The following is a 19541-nucleotide window of genomic DNA, read 5'->3' on the forward strand; positions in this document are numbered from 1 at the left end:
CTGCGATTGAGGCTAGGCGGGTTCGAGGCGCCGGTGCAAGGGGGTTCGAGGCGCGGCCGAAGCCGCGCCTCGAGACAGTCCTAGAACTTCGCCGAGATCCGGGCGTACCAGAGGCCGCCATCGGTGTCGTACGGCGCGTTGCGCGAGTAGATCAGACCGCGCGAGGCCTGGAAGGTCGCCTCATCCGGATAGGTGTCGAACAGGTTCTCGGCGCCGACCGTCAGCTTGATCTGGTCGCTCAGCTCGGCGCTGACCGACAGGTCGACCAGGGCCTTGCCGGCGAAGTTCTGGATCAGATCCGCCGTACCGTTGGCCTGAGCGTCGGTCCACTCGCCCGACCAGCGGGTGCGGATCATGCCGCTGAAGATGCCGCGACTGTAGTCGAACGTCACGTTGGCGGCGTTCTGCGGCAGGCCGTTCTCCAGGTTGATGCGCGACAGGTTCGAGACCTCGGTCAGCTTGGAGCGCGTGACCTTGGTGTCGTTCCAGTTCCAGGCCGCCGTCACGCCGGCCTTGCCGCCCAGCAGCTGGCCGCGCCACGAACCGACGACGTCCACACCTTGCGTGCGGGTGTCGAACGAGTTGGTGAAGTAGCTGACGGTGGTCAGGCTGTCGGCGCCGGGCACGCCGGCCGCGATCAGCTGGGCCCGCAGCGCCGGGGTCACCGTGAAGTTCGGCGACACGGCGAAGCGGTTGTCGACGTCGATGCGGTAGTAGTCGACCGAGGCGGTGAAGCCGCCCTGACGGAAGACGAAGCCCAGCGACAGGTTCTTGGACTCTTCCGGCTCCAGCGGCTTGCCGCCCAGAGCCTGCGAGATCGGGTTGATCGGCGACAGGCGGCCCGAGGTGAACAGAAGCAAGGTGGTGGTGTTCAGGCCCTGCGAGGTGCGGGTGTTGTTGATCTGGCCGGCGGTCGGGGCGCGGAAGCCGGTCGAGACCGCGCCACGGATGGCGAAGTTCGGCGTGAACTCATAGCGCGCGGCGATCTTGCCGTCGGTGGTCTGGCCGAACTCCGAGAAGTCCTCGTGGCGGATGGCGATGTCGGCGCCGAACTTGTCGGTGATCGGCAGGTCCAGATCGACATAGCCGGCATAGCTGGTCTGGTTCCACGACCCGGCCTGGCTGGGGGCATAGCCCGGGAAGCCGTTCGAGCCGCTAGGCAGGCCGGCCGGCGCGCCGGGGCCGACGTCCCACGAATAGCGGTCGCCCGCCTGGATCTCGTAGGTTTCCTTGCGGGCTTCCAGGCCCACGGCCAGGTTGGCCGGCTTGGCCAGGAACGACCATTCCAGCGGACGCGAGGCGTCCAGGTTCAGCGTCTGCTCCTTCTGGATCAGCGAGCCGGCGTCGAAGCTGGTCGGCGACTGCGGACCGAACGAGGCGTTGATGCTGTTGTTCAGGAAGTAGTCGACGTCGTCACGGCCCCAGTTGATCGAGGCGTCCCACGACCAGCCCATGGCGTCGCCGCGCAGGCCGCCGGCCAGCGAGGCGTTGGTCTCGTCCTGACCGAAGATCGGCGCGAAGCCGCCCGGATACAGCTGGTTCAACGACCAGCCGGGGAACAGCGGGCTGGTGCGGTACGAGGTGTCGTTCGACGGGTTGCGCCAGTTGAAGTCGGTCTCGCCGTGCATGTCGCTGTACGTGCCGAAGGCGTAGCCTTCGACATTGTCGCCCATCGGCACGACCAGGTTCAGCGAACCGCGCCAGACTTCACGATCGGGCTGGCCCCAGCGCTGGACCGGGTTCTTGACGTTGATCGTCGGGTTGGCGGCCTGGAAGGCGATGGCGTCCGGACGCTGGCGCGTGCGCGAGGTGGCCTCGGCGTTGGTGTAGTCTAGCGCGCCGACCAGCGAACCGCCGTTGCCGATCGAGACGCCATAACGGCCGCCCACTTCGGTCTTCTGGCCGTCGCCGGCATAGTAGCGGCCATACTGGGCGTGGCCGTCGAAGCCGACCTGGTTGCTCAGCAGGATGTTGATCACGCCGGCGATGGCGTCCGAGCCGTACTGGGCCGATGCCCCGTCACGCAGCACTTCGATGTGGTCAATGCCGCTCGTGCCCAGCGAGGCCAAGTCCACGCCCTGCTGACCACGGCCGCCCAGGACCGCCGAGCGGTGACGGCGCTTGCCGTTCACCAGCACCAGCGTCTGGTCGGGCGACAAGCCGCGCAGGGTGGCGGGACGCACGAAGGCCTGGCCATCGGCGGCCGGCAGGCGCTGGACGTTGAACGACGGCGTGGTGGCCGCCAGCTTGTCCATGATCTCGTCCGAGACCGTGTTGCGCAGGGCTTCCTGGCTGACGACGTCGACCGGCGCCGCCGACTCGAAGGCCGTGCGGTCGACCCGGCGCGTGCCGGTGACGACGATGGTGTCGACCTCGGCTGCGGCCGTGTCGGCAGCGGCGACCTGCTGGGCCTGGGCTTGGCTGGAAAGGGCCAGAGCGAGCACGCTCCAGGCGACGGTGGACAGAAGCTTCATCGTGAACCTGCACTGTTTGGTTTCAGCGCGGGGTAGCGACGGGTGTTGTCGGACAGGCGACGGACTGATGTCGGCCAGATGAAGGCTTGGAACGGCGTTCGCCGAAACCTTGGGCGCAACCGTGACCGCGCCCTGCCCGTTTCGCTCAAGGAAGCGACAAAAAGCCCCTATTCGAAGAATGGGTTTGGAGTCATGCTTCCCGTGTTCCGCACCGACGACGTCAGATCGCCGGACGAATGGAGGAAATCGAACGATGGCCCTGCTTGACCATCATCGCGACCACGGTCGGCGTCACCCCGCCACCAGCGCGCTGTGCTTCGGCATCACCCTGGCCGGACTTGTCGTCCTGGCGATGACGCTGAGCTGGCTGTTTACGCTGATCCGGTTCTAGGGCTTAGGCGGCCAGGCGCCGCCAGACCTGACGGTCGGCTTCGAGATTGGTGAGCGCCCCGGAATTCTGGCGCTGCAGAAGCGCGGCCATGATTTCGATGCTCAGCTGCGCATAACGCACCTGGACGTCTTCCTTGCGGCAGCCGCGACCCGGCGCGATGAACAGCGCCGCATTCACGCCCGGCCCCTTGGCCATGATCAAGGCCGCCAGACGTTCGGCGCGTTCAACATCCTTGTGCGGCAGCAGCGGCTCTTCGGCGAACAGTTCCTTGCCCAGTTCCCCGACATAGTTGAGCGACAGCGCCGCGAAACGGTCGCGAGCCATCGGCGGCGTCAGTTCGGCCGGGTCGAAACTCAGGATCACGTCGTTCATCAGGAAAAGCATGGCGAGCACTGGGGAGAGCGTTTTGGAGGCCCGTCCAAAATGCCTCAAACACGCTTTAGGTCCGGTTTAGGAGCAGGGTTAACGCTGCGCCTAAGTCGAGTTCTCCACAGACGCTCCACCTAAGAGATTCAAATCCCGCCGGTTTCAGGCCTCGACGGGTTCCGTCAGGAAGTGGCGACCGTCGCGGTCTTCGATCTCGACCACCCAGACGTCCGGATCGATCCGGGCCGCGCGCTCGGTATAGGCGTCCAGGTCGGGCTCGAACTCCGAACGGACCGGCTGCATCCAGAAACGCTCGCCGTCGCCGCGCGTGGCCTCGCTGAACAGCTTGGCGGTCCCGGCCCGGCGGTCGACCACCTTGACCAGCACCGCCCCCGCTCGCTGGTCGCCCTTGCGGGCTACCATGGCGAAGGCGCCGCCCAATTCCGCGCGGCGGATCAGCGCGCCTACCCAGATATCCGTCGACAAAAGCATCCGCTAACCGAACCGCAACCACAGCGCCCTATAGGTCGCCCTTCAAGTCTCGAAGCATACGAGCAAATGACGCCAAGTACGCACCAGAAAGGTCGCGGGGCGCGATGGGTCGGGGTGTCGATCGGGCTGGCGGTGTTCGCCTTCCCCACGGCGCTGTTCGCCAACGCCGCCGACCAGCTCTACGAACGCACGCTGATGACAGCGGCCGATGGCCGCTGCCGGCTGTTCACGCCCACCGTCTCGGCGGCCCTGGACGCCTCCCGCGCCCAGGCGCGCGGCGCGACCCTGCGCTCGGGCGCCAGCGAACAGCAGGTCACCGCCCTGGAGCAGCGCGCCCGCACCAAGGCCGCCGGCGCGGCCTGCAATTCCAACGACCTGACCCTGGCCGCCGGCCGCGTGAAGAAGGCCTTCGAAGGCTATTCGCAGATGCTGAGCCAAGTCTATCCGGGCGACGTCGCGTCCTGGAAGGCCGAGCGTTCGGTCTCGGCGACCATCCCGGTCTGGCGGCTGTCGCAGCCGTCCAGCTTCGGCGGCGACCGCCTGATGTTCGGCCTGGCCGGCCGCGCCAAGGCCGTCACAGCCGTGGCCACCTTCGACAACGGCCAGCGCCCCTATGTCGCGCGGATCATCGTACGCGACACCAACCGGACCTTGGGCCCGTACATCGCGCGCGGCGCCGGCCGCAATCTCTCGGGCAAGGTCGCGCCGCGCAACGCCAGCCTGGTGTTCACGGCCGAGACCCGCGAGGAAGCCCCCCTCACCCTGCTGCCGACCGGCGCGAAGACCGGCCTGGCCTTCCGCTTCCCGACCGCAGCGGCCGACGCGATCTCGCAGCTGGATCCGCGTGAAGCAGTGACGGTGGAGTTCGCCTTCACCGGCCGCGGCGACGAAGTCACCCGCAAGGCCTATGTCGAGGTCGGCGATTTCGCGGCGGGGCGGGCGTTTCTGCGGTAACGCGCCCTAGCGCGGCGCAAACGCGATGACGTTATCGCCCAGGGCGGCCGGCGGCGGCGCCGGCGGGCCGTCTTCGGGGGTGGCCAGATCTTCCACCGCCATAGGCTCGGGCGCGGCCGGGCGCAGCGGGGTCAGCAGCACCGGCAGGCGCACCGACACGCTGGTGCCCGCGCCCAAGCGGCTCTCGATGGTCATTTCGCCGCCATGCAGCTTGGCGAAGGCGCGCACCAGCGACAGGCCCAGGCCCGTGCCCTTGGCGCGCTGCTCGACGCCGCCGGCCTGCTCGTAGGGACGGCCCAGACGTTCCAGGTCCTCGGGGGAAATGCCGACGCCGGTGTCGGCGACGATGATCTCCAGCACGCCATCATAGCCGTGGGCCGTGACGGTCACCTGACCACCGCGCGGGGTGAACTTCAGGGCGTTGGAGACGAGGTTCAGCACGATCTGCTTGAGGGCGCGGCGGTCGGCGTCGACCTCCAGCTCGCCCGGCGGCAGCACGCCGCGCAGCTGGACATTGGCGGTGTCGGCCTGGACGCGCAGCAGGCGCATGGCCGCCTGCACCGCCTCACGGGCGTCGAAGATGCCGCGTTGCAGCTCGAAGCGCTCGGCCTCGATCTTGGACATGTCCAGCACGTCGTTGATCAGGTCCAGCAGGTGGCCGCCGCTCTCGTGGATCAGCTCGGCATATTCGGCGTAGCGGTCGCTCAAGGGACCGAACATCCGGCCGCGCATGATGTCCGAGAAGCCCATGATGGCGTTCAGCGGCGTGCGCAGCTCGTGGCTCATATTGGCCAGGAAGCGGGCGCGGCCGGCGGCCAGGGCCTCGGCGTCGACACGGGCCTGGTCCAGGGAGCTCTCGCGGTTGCGCTCGGCGGTGACGTCGCGCAGCACGCCGACCAGTTGGTTGGGCGAGACGCGGACCAGGTCGATGGCGACGATGCGCTCGACGCCCAGGGCCGGATTGAAGGTCAGGCTGGCCACGCCCTCGCGATGGGCGGCGGCGATGGCGGCGGTCAGGCGCTGGCGATCGCCGGGGGCTGCCGCGCCGGTCAGGCCGCGATTGACCAGGTCGACGGTGGTGACGCCGGGCGGCGGCGCGCCGCGCACGGCGGTCACCTGCCCCTGGCCCTTGATGGCGATGGCCAGATGCGGCAGGCCGTCCAGCAGGGTTTCCAGCGCCAGGATCTCCGACGCGTTGCGATCATCGCGCGCGCCCTGGCGGCGACGGCCGATCAGCAGGCCAGCGGCGAGGCCAAGGCCCGTGGTGACCAGAGCCAGGAAACCGAGCACGAAGCCCAGCGGGCCGGTCGGCTCGGGCGGGGCCAGGCCAGAGAGTTGGGTGAGCGCGGCGACACAGCCGCCGATCAGCGCCAGGGCCGCGCCTTCGGCCAGTCGCCGGGACTGGTTGGTGATCGAGGCCGCCGCGACCGGGGCCAGGCACCAGGCGGCCATGGCGCCGGAGACGCCGCCGGTCAGCACTGCCGCCAGGGCGCCGCCCACGGCCCACAGGACCAGGATCAGCGACTGGGTGCGCTCGTCGTCACGCGTGAAGATCAAGGAGGCCAGGGCCGGAACCGCGCCCGCGCCCAGGGCCGCCCAGATGGGCCAGCCGCCTTCGTCGGTGAACAGGGTCGCGGCCGCCGCCAGACAGATAGCCGCCAGCCATCCCAAGCGCCATGCATGCGCGGGATTGAACCCCGCCGCGCGAGCGGCCGGGCGTCTGATCGGGTCTGGAAGCGTCTCGAATTCCAAAGGCCGTCGACTTCAAGCGCGGTGCGGGAAGGATCACCGTCGTCAAACCTTAACGCGGCGCAGCCGTTCCCCCAAGGCCGCACAATCGTCGAGCGACCTTTCCTGGTGGACGCGTTGTGGACGGAAACGGATTCGTAAGCGCCTGAGGCGATAGTCCCGGCTCAATCGTCACGGACAGAAGGTCCGGGAGCCTACCATGCCAGAACCGGCGTCCCTGGACGCTTCGATCGTCTCCGCCTTCGCGGACCCGACCTCGGCCGAGCGCCGGGCGGCCGCGATCGAGCGTCGACGTCTGGCCCTGGACGACCGCAAGCGGTCGTTCCTGCGCATGGTCAGCCACGAACTGCGCACCCCGCTGAACGCCGTGATCGGCTTCTCCGAGATCCTCTCGCAGGAGCTGTACGGCCCGCTGGGAAGCCCGCAGTACAAGGAATATGCGACCATCGTCCACGACAGCGGCCTGAAGCTGCTGAAGCTGGTCAACCAGATCGTCGAGATCGCCCGCCTCGAGGGTCACGTCACCGATATCGAGATGACGCCCGAGAGCCTGGACGAGGCGATGGAAGACGTCATCGACGCCCTGGGCTCGGAAATCCGCCGCCGAGACGTGATCGTCCACGTGGTCGGCGAACGGTCCATGCCGGCGGTCCTGGCCGACAGCCGGGGCCTGCGGACCATGCTGACCAACCTCCTGCAGAACGCCGTTACGCACTCGCCTGCTGGGGGAGTCGTGCATGTCGCGGCGGCCAAGATCGGGCGCGAGGTCGAGATCACCATCCGCGACCAGGGCCCCGGCGTTGAGAGCGCCGAACTGCCGCGCCTGCTGCAACCGTTCGAACAGGGCGGCTCGACCCTGACCCGCACCAGCGAGGGCGTGGGTCTTGGCCTGCCGATCGTCGACCTGTTGTCGCGCGCCATGGGCGGGCAGCTGAAGCTGTCCTCCAGCCTGGGCGCGGGCTTCCTGGCGCGGCTGATACTTCCCGCCGCATAGGCGCGCGCTTGCCTTGACGGGGCCAGCCCCCTAATTGGCCGCCATGAGCAGCACCATCGATACCGCCCTCAACGACCTCGCCGACGAGTTCGAGCTCCTCGGCGACTGGGAAGAGCGCTATCGCTACGTGATCGAGCTGGGCAAGGAACTCGAGCCGCTGACCGACGCCGAGCGCTCGGAAGAGAACAAGGTGCGCGGCTGCGCCAGCCAGGTTTGGCTGGTTACCGAGCCGCAGGCCGACGGCTCCCTGAAGTTCCGCGGCGACAGCGACGCCCACATCGTCAGCGGCCTGGTGGCCATCATGCTGCGCCTCTATTCGGGCCGCATGCCCGCCGACATCGCCGCCTTCGACGCCAAGGGCGCGATGGACAAGCTGGGCCTGTCGGGCGCGCTGTCCTCGCAACGCTCGAACGGCCTGAAGTCGATGGTCGCCCGCATCCAGCACGACGCGCAGGTTCGTCTTGGCTAACTATCGCGTCGCCGCGCTGTACCGCTTCACGCGGTTTCCGGACCCGGCGGCGATCCAAGGCCCGCTGGCCGCCCTGTGCTGCGGCCTGGGCGTCAAGGGCACCTTGCTGCTGGCCCCGGAAGGCATCAACGGCACCATCGCCGGCGAGGACGCCGCCATCGAGGCGGTGCTGAACCACATCCGCGCCCTGCCCGGCTGCGCTGATCTCGCGCCCAAGACCGCCTGGGCCGAGCGCATGCCGTTCTACCGGATGAAGGTGCGGCTCAAGAAAGAGATCGTCACCCTGGGCGAGCCGGACCTGGATCCGAACGACGCCGGGACCTATGTCGCGCCCGCCGACTGGAACGCCCTGATCAGCGATCCCGACGTCGTGGTGATCGACACCCGCAACGACTACGAGGTCGCCGTCGGCCAGTTCGAGGGCGCGCTGGACCCGAAGACGGCCAGCTTCTCGGACTTCCCCGCCTGGTTCCGCGACTGGCGCCAGGGGCTGGAGACGCCGCCCAAGAAGATCGCCATGTACTGCACCGGCGGCATCCGCTGCGAGAAGTCGACCGCCTTCCTGAAGTCCGAAGGCGTCGAGGATGTCTTCCACCTGCAGGGCGGGATTCTCGACTATCTGGAGCAGGTGCCCGAGCCCGAAAGCCTGTGGCGCGGCGAGTGTTTCGTGTTCGACGAGCGCGTCGCGGTCGGCCATGGCCTCTCCCAAGGGACCCACGTCCTGTGCCGCGGCTGCCGCATGCCCGTGAGCCCGGAAAGCCAGACCTCGCCGCTGTATGTCGAGGGCGTCTCCTGCCCCGCCTGTCACGATCAGCGGTCGGACGATCAGAAGGCCCGCGCCGCCGAGCGTCACCGCCAGGCCGTGCACTGCGAGACCCTGGGCATCGACCACGTCGGCGCGACTTTACCTGTAAAGCAAGGCTGAACCGTTCGCGGCCGCCCCGCGTTGACCCGGCTCCCCTACCCAGCGAGGAGCCGCCCGATGCATACCAACGAAGACCACATCAAGCTCGTCAACGGCCTGGTCGAGACCACGATCGATAGCGCCGACGGCTATGCCGAGGCCGCCAAGGACGCCGACGCCTCCCGTTATCGCGAGCTGTTCGAACGCCGCGCCCAGGAGCGCCGCTCGGTCGCCTCGGACCTGCAGGACGAGGTCCGCCGCCTGGGCGGCGAGCCCAAGGACGACGGCACCATCCTGGCCGCCGCCCACCGCGTGTTCCTGAACCTGAAGGACTCGATCACCAAGGGCGACGAAGCCGTCGTCACCGAGGTCGAGGCCGGCGAAGACCACATCAAGGCCAAGTACGAAAAGGCTCTGCAGGACACCGACGTCGATCCGCAGACCCGCGCCGCGATCGAAAAGGCCTGGACCTCGGTGAAGTCCGGCCACGACCAGATGCGCGACATCAAGCACATGCTGAAGCACTAGGGTCCTTGGCCCGCCCTCGTCCTTCGACAGGCTCAGGATGAGGGCTACTGCTAAGACCGTTCAGTCGAAAACCTCACCCTGAGCCTGTCGAAGGGCGAGGTTTTCGCACCTCGATTTGCCTCTGCGGCCATCCCACCGCATATGAAGGCCATGGAAGACGCGCTGCGCATCCTCGACGCCCCTCTTGTCCTTGACGAGAGGCAGGTCAACCTGATCGCCAAGGCCCTGGCCGACCCGCGTCGTCGCCAGATCCTCAAGGAGGTCGGCGCGGCCAGCGAGCCCTTTCCTTGCGGCGCGATGGCCCAGCACGTGCCCGTGACCGCCGCCACCCTCTCGCACCACATGAAGGAGCTGGAGACGGCCGGCCTGATCAAGATCTGCCGCCAGGGCAAGTTCGCCTTCCTGGTGCTGCAGCGCGACGTGCTGAGCGCCTATCTGGCCCAGCTGGCCGAGATCTAGCCGGGCAGCACCGCCACGCCGGGCGTGTCCGACAGCAAGGGCGGGCAGATCACGTCATTGTCCCATTGGTCACTGCCCTCCCAACGGACGTACCAGAGCGAGCCGTCGTCGCCGTAGCCCTGATGGAAGGTGTAGACCGAGCCGTTGAACGTGACCGCGGCGGGGCTCTCCGACATGCCGCATGGCAGGGTGTAGGTCTTGCGCCAAGTGGTGGGATTGGCGGGATCGCCACGCCAGCAGGACATCTTTCCGTCGCTGCTTCGGCAGAAGAACAGGAAGAGATCGTTGCTGCTGACGGTGACGGAAGGACTTCCCACGATGGCGCCGACGCCCATGCTCGGCAGGACCAGGGTGTCCGCGCCCCAGCTGGTTCCGTCATAGGCCGAGTACCAGATCGACCGGTCGGAATGCTCCGGCCCGCGCGAGTCATAGCCGTTGTGGAACAGATAGAGCTTGCCGCGATAGACCGTGGCGCTGGGGCTGTAGGACATGCCGAGCGGAATCTGGGTGTCCGACGACCAGCTTGTCCCGTCATAGGTCATGTGGAACAGCTTGCCGGAATTGTCGCCGTCCTGGTGGAAGACCCAGAGCTTGCCGCCATAGACGACGGCGGCCGGGTTGTGCGACAGGCCCGCGCCCAGGGACTCATCGCCCGACCACTGGCCGTTCGTGCAGGTCGTGTGCAGCAGGACGCCCTGATTGTCCCCCGTGCCTTGGCGAAAGACGTGAACCACGCCGTTGTAGACCGCCACGGCCGGTCCGCCGGTGATGCCAGCGCCGAGCGCCTTGTCGGCCCAAGTCGCGCCGTCCCAGGTCGCGCACCAGAGCCCGCCGTCATTGCCGTAACCTTGATGCAGGACATAGAGGGTGTCGGTCATCGCAATGCCTCCCAAGCTTTTCTTCCGAAAGCTTAGGGCAGATCGCAACCGAGCCGCGTAACCACTTCTAGCTACAGCCTGAAAGTTTACGGCACGACTTCGATCGTCTGCACCGCGATCCCCAGCATGCGCGGATCGGTTCCGACGCGGCGGGCGTCGGGAAGCTCGAAGGCGAAGCGGATGGCCTCGCCCGGCTTGACCAGGTCGCCCGGCACAGCGAAGCGATAGTCCTCGAAACCGGCCGGCCCGATCTCCTGGACGCCCAACCGGCGCCCTTCGGCCAGAAGGGTCACACGCTGGGGCGTGGCGCCGATCGCCTTGATGTCGACGAAGAAGCCGCGCGCGCCCAGGGTCGCCGGCGCATCCAGCTGGAACTCGGCCCTATGGCCCAGTGTCCAGATGCCATTGCCTCCCGGATCCAGCACCGACCAGCCCGAGATCAAGGCCGGCGAGCGCGGCGGCTGGTTCAGATGGATCGACAGCAGCGGCGGCCGCGCCGCGCCAAGCTCGCCAGGCGCGACCGGGGTCAGGCCCTTGATGCCGGCCAGGTCGCGACCGCAGATCGCTCCGCGCGCAAAGCGATAACAGTCGGTGCGCCGGGTCACGGTCTGCAGGAAACCGCCTTGGCGTTTGCCGCCGGACAGCACGATGGTCATGCGGCGATCGCCAGGGACGGCGTCCCGGGTCAGGACCGGATCGACCAGGTCGCAAGCGGCCGCGTCATTGCTCCGCGCGGTCCCGTAGGTGTTCAGCGTCCCGCCGGTGCGCACGGCGATCAGGGCCATCTGCCGCATCACCCGCAGGTCGCGGGAGTCGAGGCTGCAGAAGTAGGTCGGACGAAACACCCAGGCGCGGCCGCGAATGGCCTGGCTCTGCGCGAAGGCGGCCGGCATGGCCAGATCGTCAGGCCCGACGAAGGTGGCGCGCACACCCTGGCGCAGCGGGCTGGTGTCGCAGGCCTGAACCAGCAGGGCGACCGCCAGCAGGCCAAGACCGACGGGACGGCGCAGGCGGCTGACCCAGTTGATGGCGATGGCCGTCAGCAGATAGGCCGGCGCCCAGAAGAAGCGGCCATAGCAGCGGAAACCGGCGATCACCTCCGCCAGTTGGCCGCTAGGCTTGGGCAAGGCGAACAGGCGCCAGGGACCGGCATAGACGATCCAGCCGATGGCCCAGGCGGTCAGCACCAGCATGGCCAGGATCAGCGGCGCCCAGCGGGTCCAGAAGCCGGCCTCGGGACGGCGGCCGACCGCCAGGTCGCGTCCAACCAGCCACAGCATGGTCGCGACCAGGATCAGCACGCCAAAGCCCAGGAACTGGAAGCCCTCGAACGACTGGCCGCCGTTCGGGTCCAAGGTGTGAAGATACCAGCCGCCGGTCCAGTACTGACCGGCCAGCAGCGAGGCCTGCGGCCACACCGGGGCCAGGACGTTCATCGAATACAGGCCCAGCGCGTCCGCGCCGCCGGTCGGCCCCGCGCCATCGCCATAGCCCAGCAACAGGGCCGAGAAGGCCAGGACGGTCAGAACGCCGCTGGCCGCGACGGCGACCCGCGTCCAGGCGTCCGTCCGACGCTGGGTCAGCTCAGCCAGCAAGGCCGCGCCAAAGCAGGCGCCGACCGGGACCAGGTGATAGGCGTGGACGCCCACGGTCAGGGCCGTGAGGGCCGCGAAACCGACGACCCGCCGCGCCGTGAGCCCGAAGCGCGCCGACGACACCGACAGGCTCAGCGCCAGCAGGATCAGCCAGTGGCCGGACAGCGCGATGTGGCCGAACTGGCGGGCGATCCAGGTTGGGAACACCACCGCCAGAAGTCCGCCGAGCAGCAGCGCCGGTCGGCTGCTGACGCCCAGCGACCGCAGCAGGGCGACCATCGACCAGGCCTGCAGCGGATAGCTGATCAGCAGGAAGACGCCCAAGGGGTTCAGATACAGACCCAGGCCCGAGGCCTTCAGCAGGATGGCCAACCAGGGAATGCTGTCGGTGAAGACGATCGAGACCGGCTTGGGCAGCAGGCCCGAGACCATGGTCGGCGGGAAGGTCCAGGGCTTGCGGACGAAGGCCTCGTAGGCCGTCGACATGATGGCCATGTCGTTCTTGGGATTGCTCCAGAACTTGGCCGAGGCCAGCGGGATGTCGAAGCCGAACATGAAGCCGCACAGCAGGATCGGGACGATCGTCAGCAGCGCCGCGAAAACGATCGGCTCATACCGCAGGGTCTTCGGAAAACGCATGCAGCTCCCCAGTCACGCCGCCCGTGCTTAGCATCGAAGTCGCCAAGGCACAGCCTCAGCGACGAGATTTTCCCCGCGCCCCCAAGGGTTGACCTTGAGGGCGGAGAAAGCGCCGAGCACCTAGTGCAATGGAGCGACGCTCAATCTAAGCCTTGGCCAAAGCGCTGGCCGTCTTGCCGTCATACTGACCGCCGAAGCTGGTCTTGAGGTAGGCCATGATCGCCCCGACATTGGCGTCGGGGTTCTTGGCCCTGAAGTCGTTGATGGCCTCGCGAAGCTCCGCTTCCGTCATCTGCTTTGGGCCGTACGAGGACAAGATCGCCAGTTCGGTTTCGGCCGCCTTGGCCCGCTCGTCCACCTTCGACGCATCGCCGCCGGCTTCGACCAGACGCGCGCGTTCGGCCGCGAGGTTTTCCAGCGTCAGCTTCGTGTTCTTCACGAACTTCGCGACGGTCGCGACAACCTTTTCGTCCGTGACCTCCGTCACGCCGCGCTTGAATTCCTCGGTCGTGATCTGCGTCGCTTCGCCGATCAAGGTGGTGAGCACGTCAGCCTTCAGACGGTCGCTCGCCTTGCGCGCCGCGAGTTGGTCAGCCTTGAGCGCGTCGAGCAAAGCCATGTCGTCGTCCTTTCAGTTCACTCTGTTCGAGGACAGAGCCATCTCGTTTCGGGGCCACTTCTAGCCTGCATCGACAGGCATGCAAAAATTCTCGTCTCCCCGCTCATTGAATCACTTCGATGATTATCTAAATGTCGAAGCGTTCGCCGATAAGGGCGGCCGGCCAATAGGCCGAACGGAGAGAGACAATGAGCAAGCTTACTGGCAAGACCGCCGTCGTGACCGGCGCGTCGAAGGGCATCGGGGCCGCGATCGCCAAGGCCCTGGCCGCCGAAGGCGCGGCCGTGGCGGTCAACTACGCCTCCAGCCGCGAGGGCGCCGACAAGGTGGTCGCCGAGATCACCGCCGCCGGCGGCAAGGCCATCGCCGTGCAGGGCGACGTCGCCAAGAGCGCCGAGGTGACGGCCCTGTTCGACCAGACCGTGAAGGCCTTCGGCGGCGTCGACATCCTGGTCAACAACGCCGGCGTCTACGAATTCGCCGCGTTGGAAGACATCAGCGAAGAGCACTTCCACCGCCAGTTCAACATCAACGTCCTGGGCCTGCTGCTGGCCACCCAGGAAGCGGCCAAGCGCTTTAGCGCCGACGGCGGCAGCGTGATCAACATCAGCTCGGCGGCCACCACGGTCGATATCCCGACCGCCTCGGTCTACACCGGCACCAAGGCCGCCGTGGACTCGATCACCCGCGTGCTGGCCAAGGAGCTGGGTTCGCGCAAAATCCGCGTCAACGCCATCTCGCCCGGCGCGGTCGAGACCGAGGGCACCCACACCATGGGCATCATCGGCAGCGAGCTGGAGACCCAGATGGTCGCCCAGACCCCGCTGGGCCGCATGGGTCAACCGTCGGACATCGCGCCGGTGGCGACCTTCCTGGCCTCGCCGGACAGTTTCTGGATCACCGGCGAGATCATCGCTGTGGCCGGCGGCAACCGCTAGGCCATGTGGTAGTGCCGCGCCAGGCGCTGCAGGGCGAGTTTCAGGACCGTCTTGCCCGCCCGGCGCGGCAGCTTCAGCGACTGCTCGGCCTGTTCCAGGGCCGAGCCCATCAGGCAGACCCGCTCCAGGATCTCGCGCAGGCCCGGCCCGACCGCCGCCAGCGCCTTGGCGATCCGCTCGCGGGCGGCGTGGTCGCGTTCGGCGGGCGCGAGACCGGGGCGCCCGCCGGAGACGCGGGGCGTCAGGTCCCAGCGCATGGTCGTGCGGCCTTGCGTCCCCAGGCTCTCGAATTCCTCACGCAGGCGCTCGCCGGCGGCGGCTTCGACCGGCGACAGCCAGGGCCGCCCCGCGCCGTCGCGGCGACGGGCCAGCCAGGCGATCGGCGATTCCCCCAGATTGCGCCGCGCCTTGCCTTCGACGGTTTCGACCACCGCCTCGATCACGCCGGGACGTCCGGGCGGAAGCACCACAGGCTCGGGCCGCGTGGTCATCACCCAACCGCCTTGCGGTCGGACCTTCAGGGTCGCCTCCCGCGCCAGGACCTGGAAGGCGGCCTCGTCCAGCACCAGCATCACGCTGCGCCGGCGGCTGGCGCCCAGGCGCACGCCGTAGCCGACGCCCCGCGCCTCGATCACAGCGCCGGGACGGGCCAGCAGCCGCATGGCGCGCTCGGCCAGACGGCGGGCCTCCAGCTCCGCCTCGAAGATCGCGTCGACGCTCATCACGGCATCCCCTGAGCATGGGCCGGGGCCTGGCGCAGGCACGCCTCCAGCTCGGCCAGACGGCGATCGAAGGCGGCGTCCTCGCGCAGGTCCTCGATCTTGCGGCAGGCATGGCCGCAGGTGGTGCGGTCACGGCCGAACGCGAAGGCCACCCGCGCCAGCGGCCAATGGAAGGTGATGTGGGTCAGGTAGATAGCCAGCTGCCGGGCGCGGACGGCGGCGTGCGAGGCCCGCTTGGGCGTCGAGATCTCGGCCGCCGGCACGCCGGTGGCCAGGGAAACGAGATGGGTGACGAAGCCGACCGTCAGGCGGTCGCGACGGGGGTCGGGCGTGATCGCCCAGATGTCCTCAAGGGTTTGAACCAGCATGGCGTCCTCTCCTCCCAGCCGCGAGCGCGGCGGACGGATACGACTATAGGTTTATTTTCCCACAAAGAGGAAGATATTCCTATTTCGCTCAAGCTTCACGGGACCAAGGTGTTGATTTTATTGGATGCGGGCTCGCCAATTCCCGTCGCGGGACGAGCATTCGCGTCGCCAAGGCTCGCAACCGGGATGCGTTCGAGAATCGCCCACATCTCGTCCAGCCAGGCCTTGTCGCGGGCGCCGGCCGCGCGCAGATCGCGGCACATCTGGATCGACGCCTCGCGGCCCGAGACGGGGCCAAGGGCCAGGATGTCCGGGGGACAAACCTCGCGCACCGCCTGAACGATCTCCGCCGCCGGCTCGGGGCCCTCGGCCAGCCAACGCTCCGACTGAACAAAGCCGCCGCCGGCCAGCAGGCGCATCATGTGGTTGGGCCGCGCTTCCAGCCTGATCTGGCCCGATGGGTTCACCGCCAGGAACGGAAACAGCGGCGCCAAGAACGGCAGCGCCGTATTGGCGTACAGGCGCACATTCCAATAGGGTTCGGCTATGCGGACGAAGTCCTCGACGGTCTGCACCAGGGACAGGCCGGACACCGCCAGTGGCAGGATCTCGACTTTCGGCTTGGCCGGATCGACGGAGTCGTTGGCGACGTCGACATAGAGGTCGCCCAGCACCATCGCGTTCTGGAAATAGCGCTCGCGCAGAATGCCCCAGACCTGCCGCCCTTCCCCACCGCCCAGTAGGAACGCTCTTATCGCCTGCTCGCCCGCGGACTGGGGCGCCTGCTGCATCCGCAGACGCAGCCGCGTCATCACGTCCAGGGTGATCTCCAGGCAGTAGCCGTAAGGATACGGCTTGCCGTAGAGCGGCGCGTCAGTCGCCAGCGCCGCATCCGTTTCCGCTCTTAGCTCCAGCAGCAGGGCTTCGAGCGCCGAGGTCGCAGGCGCCAGGAAGCACGCGGCCAGATCCGCCTGGAGCGGGCTCGGCTCAAGCGCGTCTGGCAATGCGATCATCAGGACGCTCGGGCGACGTTCAGCGCCACGTCGTGCGGCAGGATGGCGCCCCGGTGCGAGACCACCAGCGCGGCCAGGGCATGAGCCCGCGCGACGGCCTCCGGAATGGGCAGCCCCGCCAGTCGCGAGGACAGATAGGCGGCGTTGAAGCTGTCCCCTGCTCCCGTAGTGTCCACGGCCTTCACGCGGCCGGGCGCGGGCGTGGCCGTGCGGCCGTCGGGGCGATGGACATTGACGCAATGGCTCTCGTCGCGGGCCACCACCTCGGCGCCCGCCGCGGCCCATTCGACGGCCAGGTCCTCGGCCTCGCGGTCGTAGAGCGGGCGGCTGTCCTCACTGCTCAGCGAGACGTAGCGGCACGAGGGCACGACGCCGTCCAAGGCTTCGCGCGCCGCCTCCGCGTTGCTCCACAGGGCGGGCCGATAATTGAAGTCCAAGGCCACCGCCACGCCGCGCGAATGGACATAGGCCAGCAGGTCCTTCAGGCGCGCCCGGCCGATGTCGCCGATCACCGCCAGGGTGACGCCCGAGAGGTAGACTAGGTCGCTGGCCTTGGCCGCCTCGATCAGCTGGTCGGCGGTGTGGGCCGAGAACAGGTCGCGGATCGGCGCCCGCTCGCGCCAGTAGTGGAACTTGCGCTCGCCGTGCTCGTCCAGGACGATGGCGTACAGGCCCGGCAGGCGGTTCTCGACCTGGCGGACCAGGCGGGTGTCCATGGCCTCGCGGCGCATGGTCGACAGCACGCCCTCGCTGAAGGGATCGCCCTGCCCCAGCGCCGTGCAGTAGGCGACCTCGTCGCCCAGGCGGGCCATGTAGATCGCCGTATTGAACGTGTCGCCGGCATAGCCCATCCGATACAGCGGCGCGCCGCCATCGGACGCCTCCGGCGACAGCTCGACCATGCATTCGCCGAGGACGGTGATCTTGGCCATGTCAGCCCTTCTTCTTGTTGTTCTGTTGACTGATCCAGGCGTCGACGCGGGTTTCCAGCACCGACAGCGGCAACGAGCCGTGCAATAGCACCGCATCGTGGAAGCCGCGTTCGTCGAAGCGGTCGCCCAACTTCTTCTCGGCCTTCTGGCGCAGTTCCAGCAGCTTCAGCTCGCCGATCTTGTAGGCCAGGGCCTGGCCAGGCCACGAGACGTAGCGCTTGAGCTCGACCTCGATGTTGACCGGCGACAGGGCGGTGTTGTCGGTGAAGCAGGCGCGGGCCTGGTCCAGGGTCCAGCCCTTCCAGTGCATGCCGGTGTCGGCCACCAGGCGACAGGCGCGCCACATCTCGTACGACAGCCGGCCGAACAGCTCATAGGGATCGCGATAGATCCCCATCTCCTCGCCCAGCCACTCCGAATAGAGGCCCCAGCCCTCGCCATAGGCGGTGAAGTAGAGGTTGCGGCGAAACTCCGGCACACCGACCTGCTCCTGGGCCAGCGAGGTCTGGATGTGGTGCCCCGGCACGCCCTCGTGCAGCACGAGGGCCGGCAACTCGTACAGAGGCCGCTGGTCCAGCTCCGAGGTGTTGATCATCAGCCCGCCGGCCCGACCGACCTTGGGATCCCCGCCGAAATAACGGCCGGTGGTGTAGCCCTTCTCGATGCTGGCCGGCACCGGCCGCACGCCATAGGTCAGGCGCGGCAGGACGCCGAAATGGGCCGGAAGCTGGTCGTCGGCGCGCTTGGCGATCTCGCTGGACTTCTCCAGCAGCTGTTGGCGGCTGGTCGCGTAGAAGCGCGGGTCCTTGCGCAGCATGGCGATGAAGGCCGTCAGGTCGCCCTGGAAGCCGGCGGCCTGCATGGCCTGCTGCATGCGAGCACGGATGCGGGCCACCTCGGCCTGGCCAATGTCGTGGATCTGGTCCGGCGTCAGGTCGGTGGTCGTGTGCCGGCGCGCCAGGAAGGCGTAGTAGCGCTTGCCATCCGGCAGGTCCGAGGCGGCCAGGCTTTTGGCCGCATGCGGGACGTACTCGTCGGTCATGAAGGTGACGAAGCTGGCGCGAGCCGGCGCGACCTTGTCGGTGACCGCCTTTTCGCCCTCGGCGATCAGGGCGGCACGCTCGGGGATGCTGTCGGGCAGCGCCCGCAGCGGGGCCAGCAGCGGATCCTCGGCCAAGGGCGTGGCGGCCGCGCGCTGGGCGCGCTCCAGCACCGCCTGGGCGGTCGGGACGGCCTGGACGAAGCCGCTGGAAACGCCGCGCCGGGCGTTATCGATATTGGTCGCGTACCAGCCGGGCATGCCGTTTAGCAGCGCGATCCAGCGGCGCGCCTCATCGGCGCCGCGCAGGGTCGTGCCACTGGCGCGATACAGCATCATCACGTCGAAGCCGCCGTCGCTGCTGAACGGCATGCGCGCCTCGTCGAAGCCCGCCGCCTCGATCCGGTCGCGCAGGCTGAACAGCAGCAGATCACGCGTCAGGCGCTCGTCCTCGACCAGCCCCTTGTCGCCCATGGCCTTCAGGTCGCCCTGGATCTGCTTGAGCTTGGTGGTGCGATCGGCGTCGGCGGCCGGCGAGACGTCCGGCAGCTTCCAGCGCGCATCGGCCGAACCGCCGGAATCGGGGTCCTCGCCGGGATCGCCCAGGGCCTCGTAGCGGATGACCAGCTTGGTCAGGTTGACGGATGCGGGTCCGGCCCAGGCGGCCGAGACCGTCAGCGCGGCCAGGCAGACGCCAGCCAAGCATGAGGCGATACGAGTCATGCGGTTCAGCTTAGGCCAAGCCGACGCGCAGGAACACGCGAATCGCCGATCCGATCAGGGCCGTCGCGTTCGTCTAAATGTTCGGAAGATTTCGAGAATGGAGCGGGCGAAGAGATTCGAACTCTCGACCCCAACCTTGGCAAGGTTGTGCTCTACCACTGAGCTACGCCCGCCCATTCGCGAGATATGTACTCGCTCCATTCTCCCTGAATTCGGGAAGAATGGAGCGGGCGAAGAGATTCGAACTCTCGACCCCAACCTTGGCAAGGTTGTGCTCTACCACTGAGCTACGCCC

The 19541-nt window shown here is 68.0% G+C and carries 20 protein-coding genes and 1 tRNA gene; 8 read left to right on the forward strand and 13 right to left on the reverse strand.

Annotated elements, in window-relative coordinates; genetic code table 11:
• Positions 1-80: 80 nt before the first annotated feature.
• Positions 81-2474 carry a TonB-dependent receptor plug domain-containing protein gene (locus AC1RRR_RS10105; RefSeq protein WP_492812690.1) on the reverse strand — a complete coding sequence of 798 codons (2394 nt, stop codon included), beginning with the start codon at positions 2472-2474 and terminating at the stop codon, positions 81-83.
• 253 nt (positions 2475-2727) lie between these two features.
• Here AC1RRR_RS10105 and AC1RRR_RS10110 point away from each other — a divergent pair, with 253 nt between their 5' ends.
• Complete coding sequence (locus AC1RRR_RS10110) at positions 2728-2865, forward strand: hypothetical protein (protein ID WP_492812692.1); 138 nt, start codon at positions 2728-2730, stop codon at positions 2863-2865.
• 3 nt (positions 2866-2868) lie between these two features.
• Here the strand turns inward: AC1RRR_RS10110 and AC1RRR_RS10115 are convergent, their stop codons facing one another.
• Complete coding sequence (locus tag AC1RRR_RS10115) at positions 2869-3249, reverse strand: hypothetical protein (protein ID WP_492812694.1); 381 nt, start codon at positions 3247-3249, stop codon at positions 2869-2871.
• A 144-nt stretch (positions 3250-3393) separates the two neighbouring features.
• Positions 3394-3723, reverse strand: a complete 330-nt coding sequence (locus AC1RRR_RS10120; RefSeq protein WP_492812695.1) for a DUF1491 family protein — start codon at positions 3721-3723, stop codon at positions 3394-3396.
• Between the two features lie 66 nt (positions 3724-3789).
• Here AC1RRR_RS10120 and AC1RRR_RS10125 point away from each other — a divergent pair, with 66 nt between their 5' ends.
• Positions 3790-4677: a hypothetical protein gene (locus AC1RRR_RS10125; protein ID WP_492812696.1), complete on the forward strand. Its 888-nt coding sequence runs from the start codon at positions 3790-3792 to the stop codon at positions 4675-4677.
• 6 nt (positions 4678-4683) lie between these two features.
• On the opposite strand, the gene divJ is transcribed toward AC1RRR_RS10125, so the two are convergent.
• The gene (gene divJ / locus AC1RRR_RS10130) at positions 4684-6429 is read right to left on the reverse strand and encodes a cell cycle sensor histidine kinase DivJ (RefSeq protein ID WP_492812697.1); all 1746 of its coding nucleotides are present in this window, start codon (positions 6427-6429) and stop codon (positions 4684-4686) included.
• Positions 6430-6625: 196 nt separating this feature from the next.
• Between divJ and AC1RRR_RS10135 the strand changes: the two genes are divergently transcribed.
• From AC1RRR_RS10135 to AC1RRR_RS10155, 5 genes are all read left to right on the forward strand, one after another.
• Positions 6626-7420, forward strand: a complete 795-nt coding sequence (locus tag AC1RRR_RS10135) for a sensor histidine kinase (RefSeq protein ID WP_492812699.1) — start codon at positions 6626-6628, stop codon at positions 7418-7420.
• 43 nt (positions 7421-7463) lie between these two features.
• Positions 7464-7889 (forward strand): SufE family protein, encoded by a 426-nt coding sequence (locus tag AC1RRR_RS10140; RefSeq protein ID WP_492812700.1) that lies wholly within the window; start codon positions 7464-7466, stop codon positions 7887-7889.
• Positions 7882-8814, forward strand: coding sequence for an oxygen-dependent tRNA uridine(34) hydroxylase TrhO (trhO, locus tag AC1RRR_RS10145; RefSeq protein WP_492812701.1), 933 nt, complete (start codon positions 7882-7884; stop codon positions 8812-8814). Before AC1RRR_RS10140 ends, trhO begins: the two co-directional genes overlap by 8 nt.
• Positions 8815-8871: 57 nt before the next feature.
• Positions 8872-9321, forward strand: a complete 450-nt coding sequence (locus AC1RRR_RS10150) for a PA2169 family four-helix-bundle protein (RefSeq protein ID WP_492812702.1) — start codon at positions 8872-8874, stop codon at positions 9319-9321.
• A gap of 141 nt (positions 9322-9462) precedes the next feature.
• The gene (locus AC1RRR_RS10155; RefSeq protein ID WP_492812704.1) at positions 9463-9780 is read left to right on the forward strand and encodes an ArsR/SmtB family transcription factor; all 318 of its coding nucleotides are present in this window, start codon (positions 9463-9465) and stop codon (positions 9778-9780) included.
• Here the strand turns inward: AC1RRR_RS10155 and AC1RRR_RS10160 are convergent.
• The 3 genes from AC1RRR_RS10160 to AC1RRR_RS10170 form a co-directional block, all read right to left on the reverse strand.
• The gene (locus AC1RRR_RS10160; protein ID WP_492812706.1) at positions 9777-10658 is read right to left on the reverse strand and encodes a DUF8189 domain-containing protein; all 882 of its coding nucleotides are present in this window, start codon (positions 10656-10658) and stop codon (positions 9777-9779) included. The genes AC1RRR_RS10155 and AC1RRR_RS10160 overlap by 4 nt on opposite strands.
• A gap of 86 nt (positions 10659-10744) precedes the next feature.
• Entirely contained in the window at positions 10745-12892 is a 2148-nt protein-coding gene (locus AC1RRR_RS10165; protein WP_492812708.1) for a DUF6311 domain-containing protein, read from the reverse strand.
• A 145-nt stretch (positions 12893-13037) separates the two neighbouring features.
• Positions 13038-13511: a GatB/YqeY domain-containing protein gene (locus AC1RRR_RS10170; protein WP_492812710.1), complete on the reverse strand. Its 474-nt coding sequence runs from the start codon at positions 13509-13511 to the stop codon at positions 13038-13040.
• A gap of 188 nt (positions 13512-13699) precedes the next feature.
• On the opposite strand from AC1RRR_RS10170, the gene AC1RRR_RS10175 reads away from it, so the two are divergent.
• Positions 13700-14449 carry a glucose 1-dehydrogenase gene (locus AC1RRR_RS10175; protein WP_492812712.1) on the forward strand — a complete coding sequence of 250 codons (750 nt, stop codon included), beginning with the start codon at positions 13700-13702 and terminating at the stop codon, positions 14447-14449.
• Here the strand turns inward: AC1RRR_RS10175 and AC1RRR_RS10180 are convergent.
• The 6 genes from AC1RRR_RS10180 to AC1RRR_RS10205 form a co-directional block, all read right to left on the reverse strand.
• Positions 14446-15171, reverse strand: a complete 726-nt coding sequence (locus tag AC1RRR_RS10180; RefSeq protein WP_492812714.1) for a DUF6456 domain-containing protein — start codon at positions 15169-15171, stop codon at positions 14446-14448. The genes AC1RRR_RS10175 and AC1RRR_RS10180 overlap by 4 nt on opposite strands.
• Positions 15171-15539, reverse strand: coding sequence for a helix-turn-helix domain-containing protein (locus AC1RRR_RS10185; protein WP_492812716.1), 369 nt, complete (start codon positions 15537-15539; stop codon positions 15171-15173). Before AC1RRR_RS10185 ends, AC1RRR_RS10180 begins: the two co-directional genes overlap by 1 nt.
• 95 nt (positions 15540-15634) lie before the next feature.
• Complete coding sequence (locus AC1RRR_RS10190) at positions 15635-16552, reverse strand: hypothetical protein (protein WP_492812718.1); 918 nt, start codon at positions 16550-16552, stop codon at positions 15635-15637.
• Complete coding sequence (locus tag AC1RRR_RS10195) at positions 16552-17484, reverse strand: sugar kinase (RefSeq protein WP_492812720.1); 933 nt, start codon at positions 17482-17484, stop codon at positions 16552-16554. The genes AC1RRR_RS10190 and AC1RRR_RS10195 overlap by 1 nt, the downstream gene beginning before the upstream one ends.
• Before the next feature lies 1 nt (position 17485).
• Positions 17486-19246 carry a DUF885 domain-containing protein gene (locus AC1RRR_RS10200; RefSeq protein ID WP_492812722.1) on the reverse strand — a complete coding sequence of 587 codons (1761 nt, stop codon included), beginning with the start codon at positions 19244-19246 and terminating at the stop codon, positions 17486-17488.
• 98 nt (positions 19247-19344) lie between these two features.
• Positions 19345-19419, reverse strand: a tRNA-Gly gene (locus AC1RRR_RS10205).
• Positions 19420-19541: the final 122 nt, after the last annotated feature.

This window comes from Caulobacter sp. GW821-FHT12D05 (assembly GCF_058807295.1).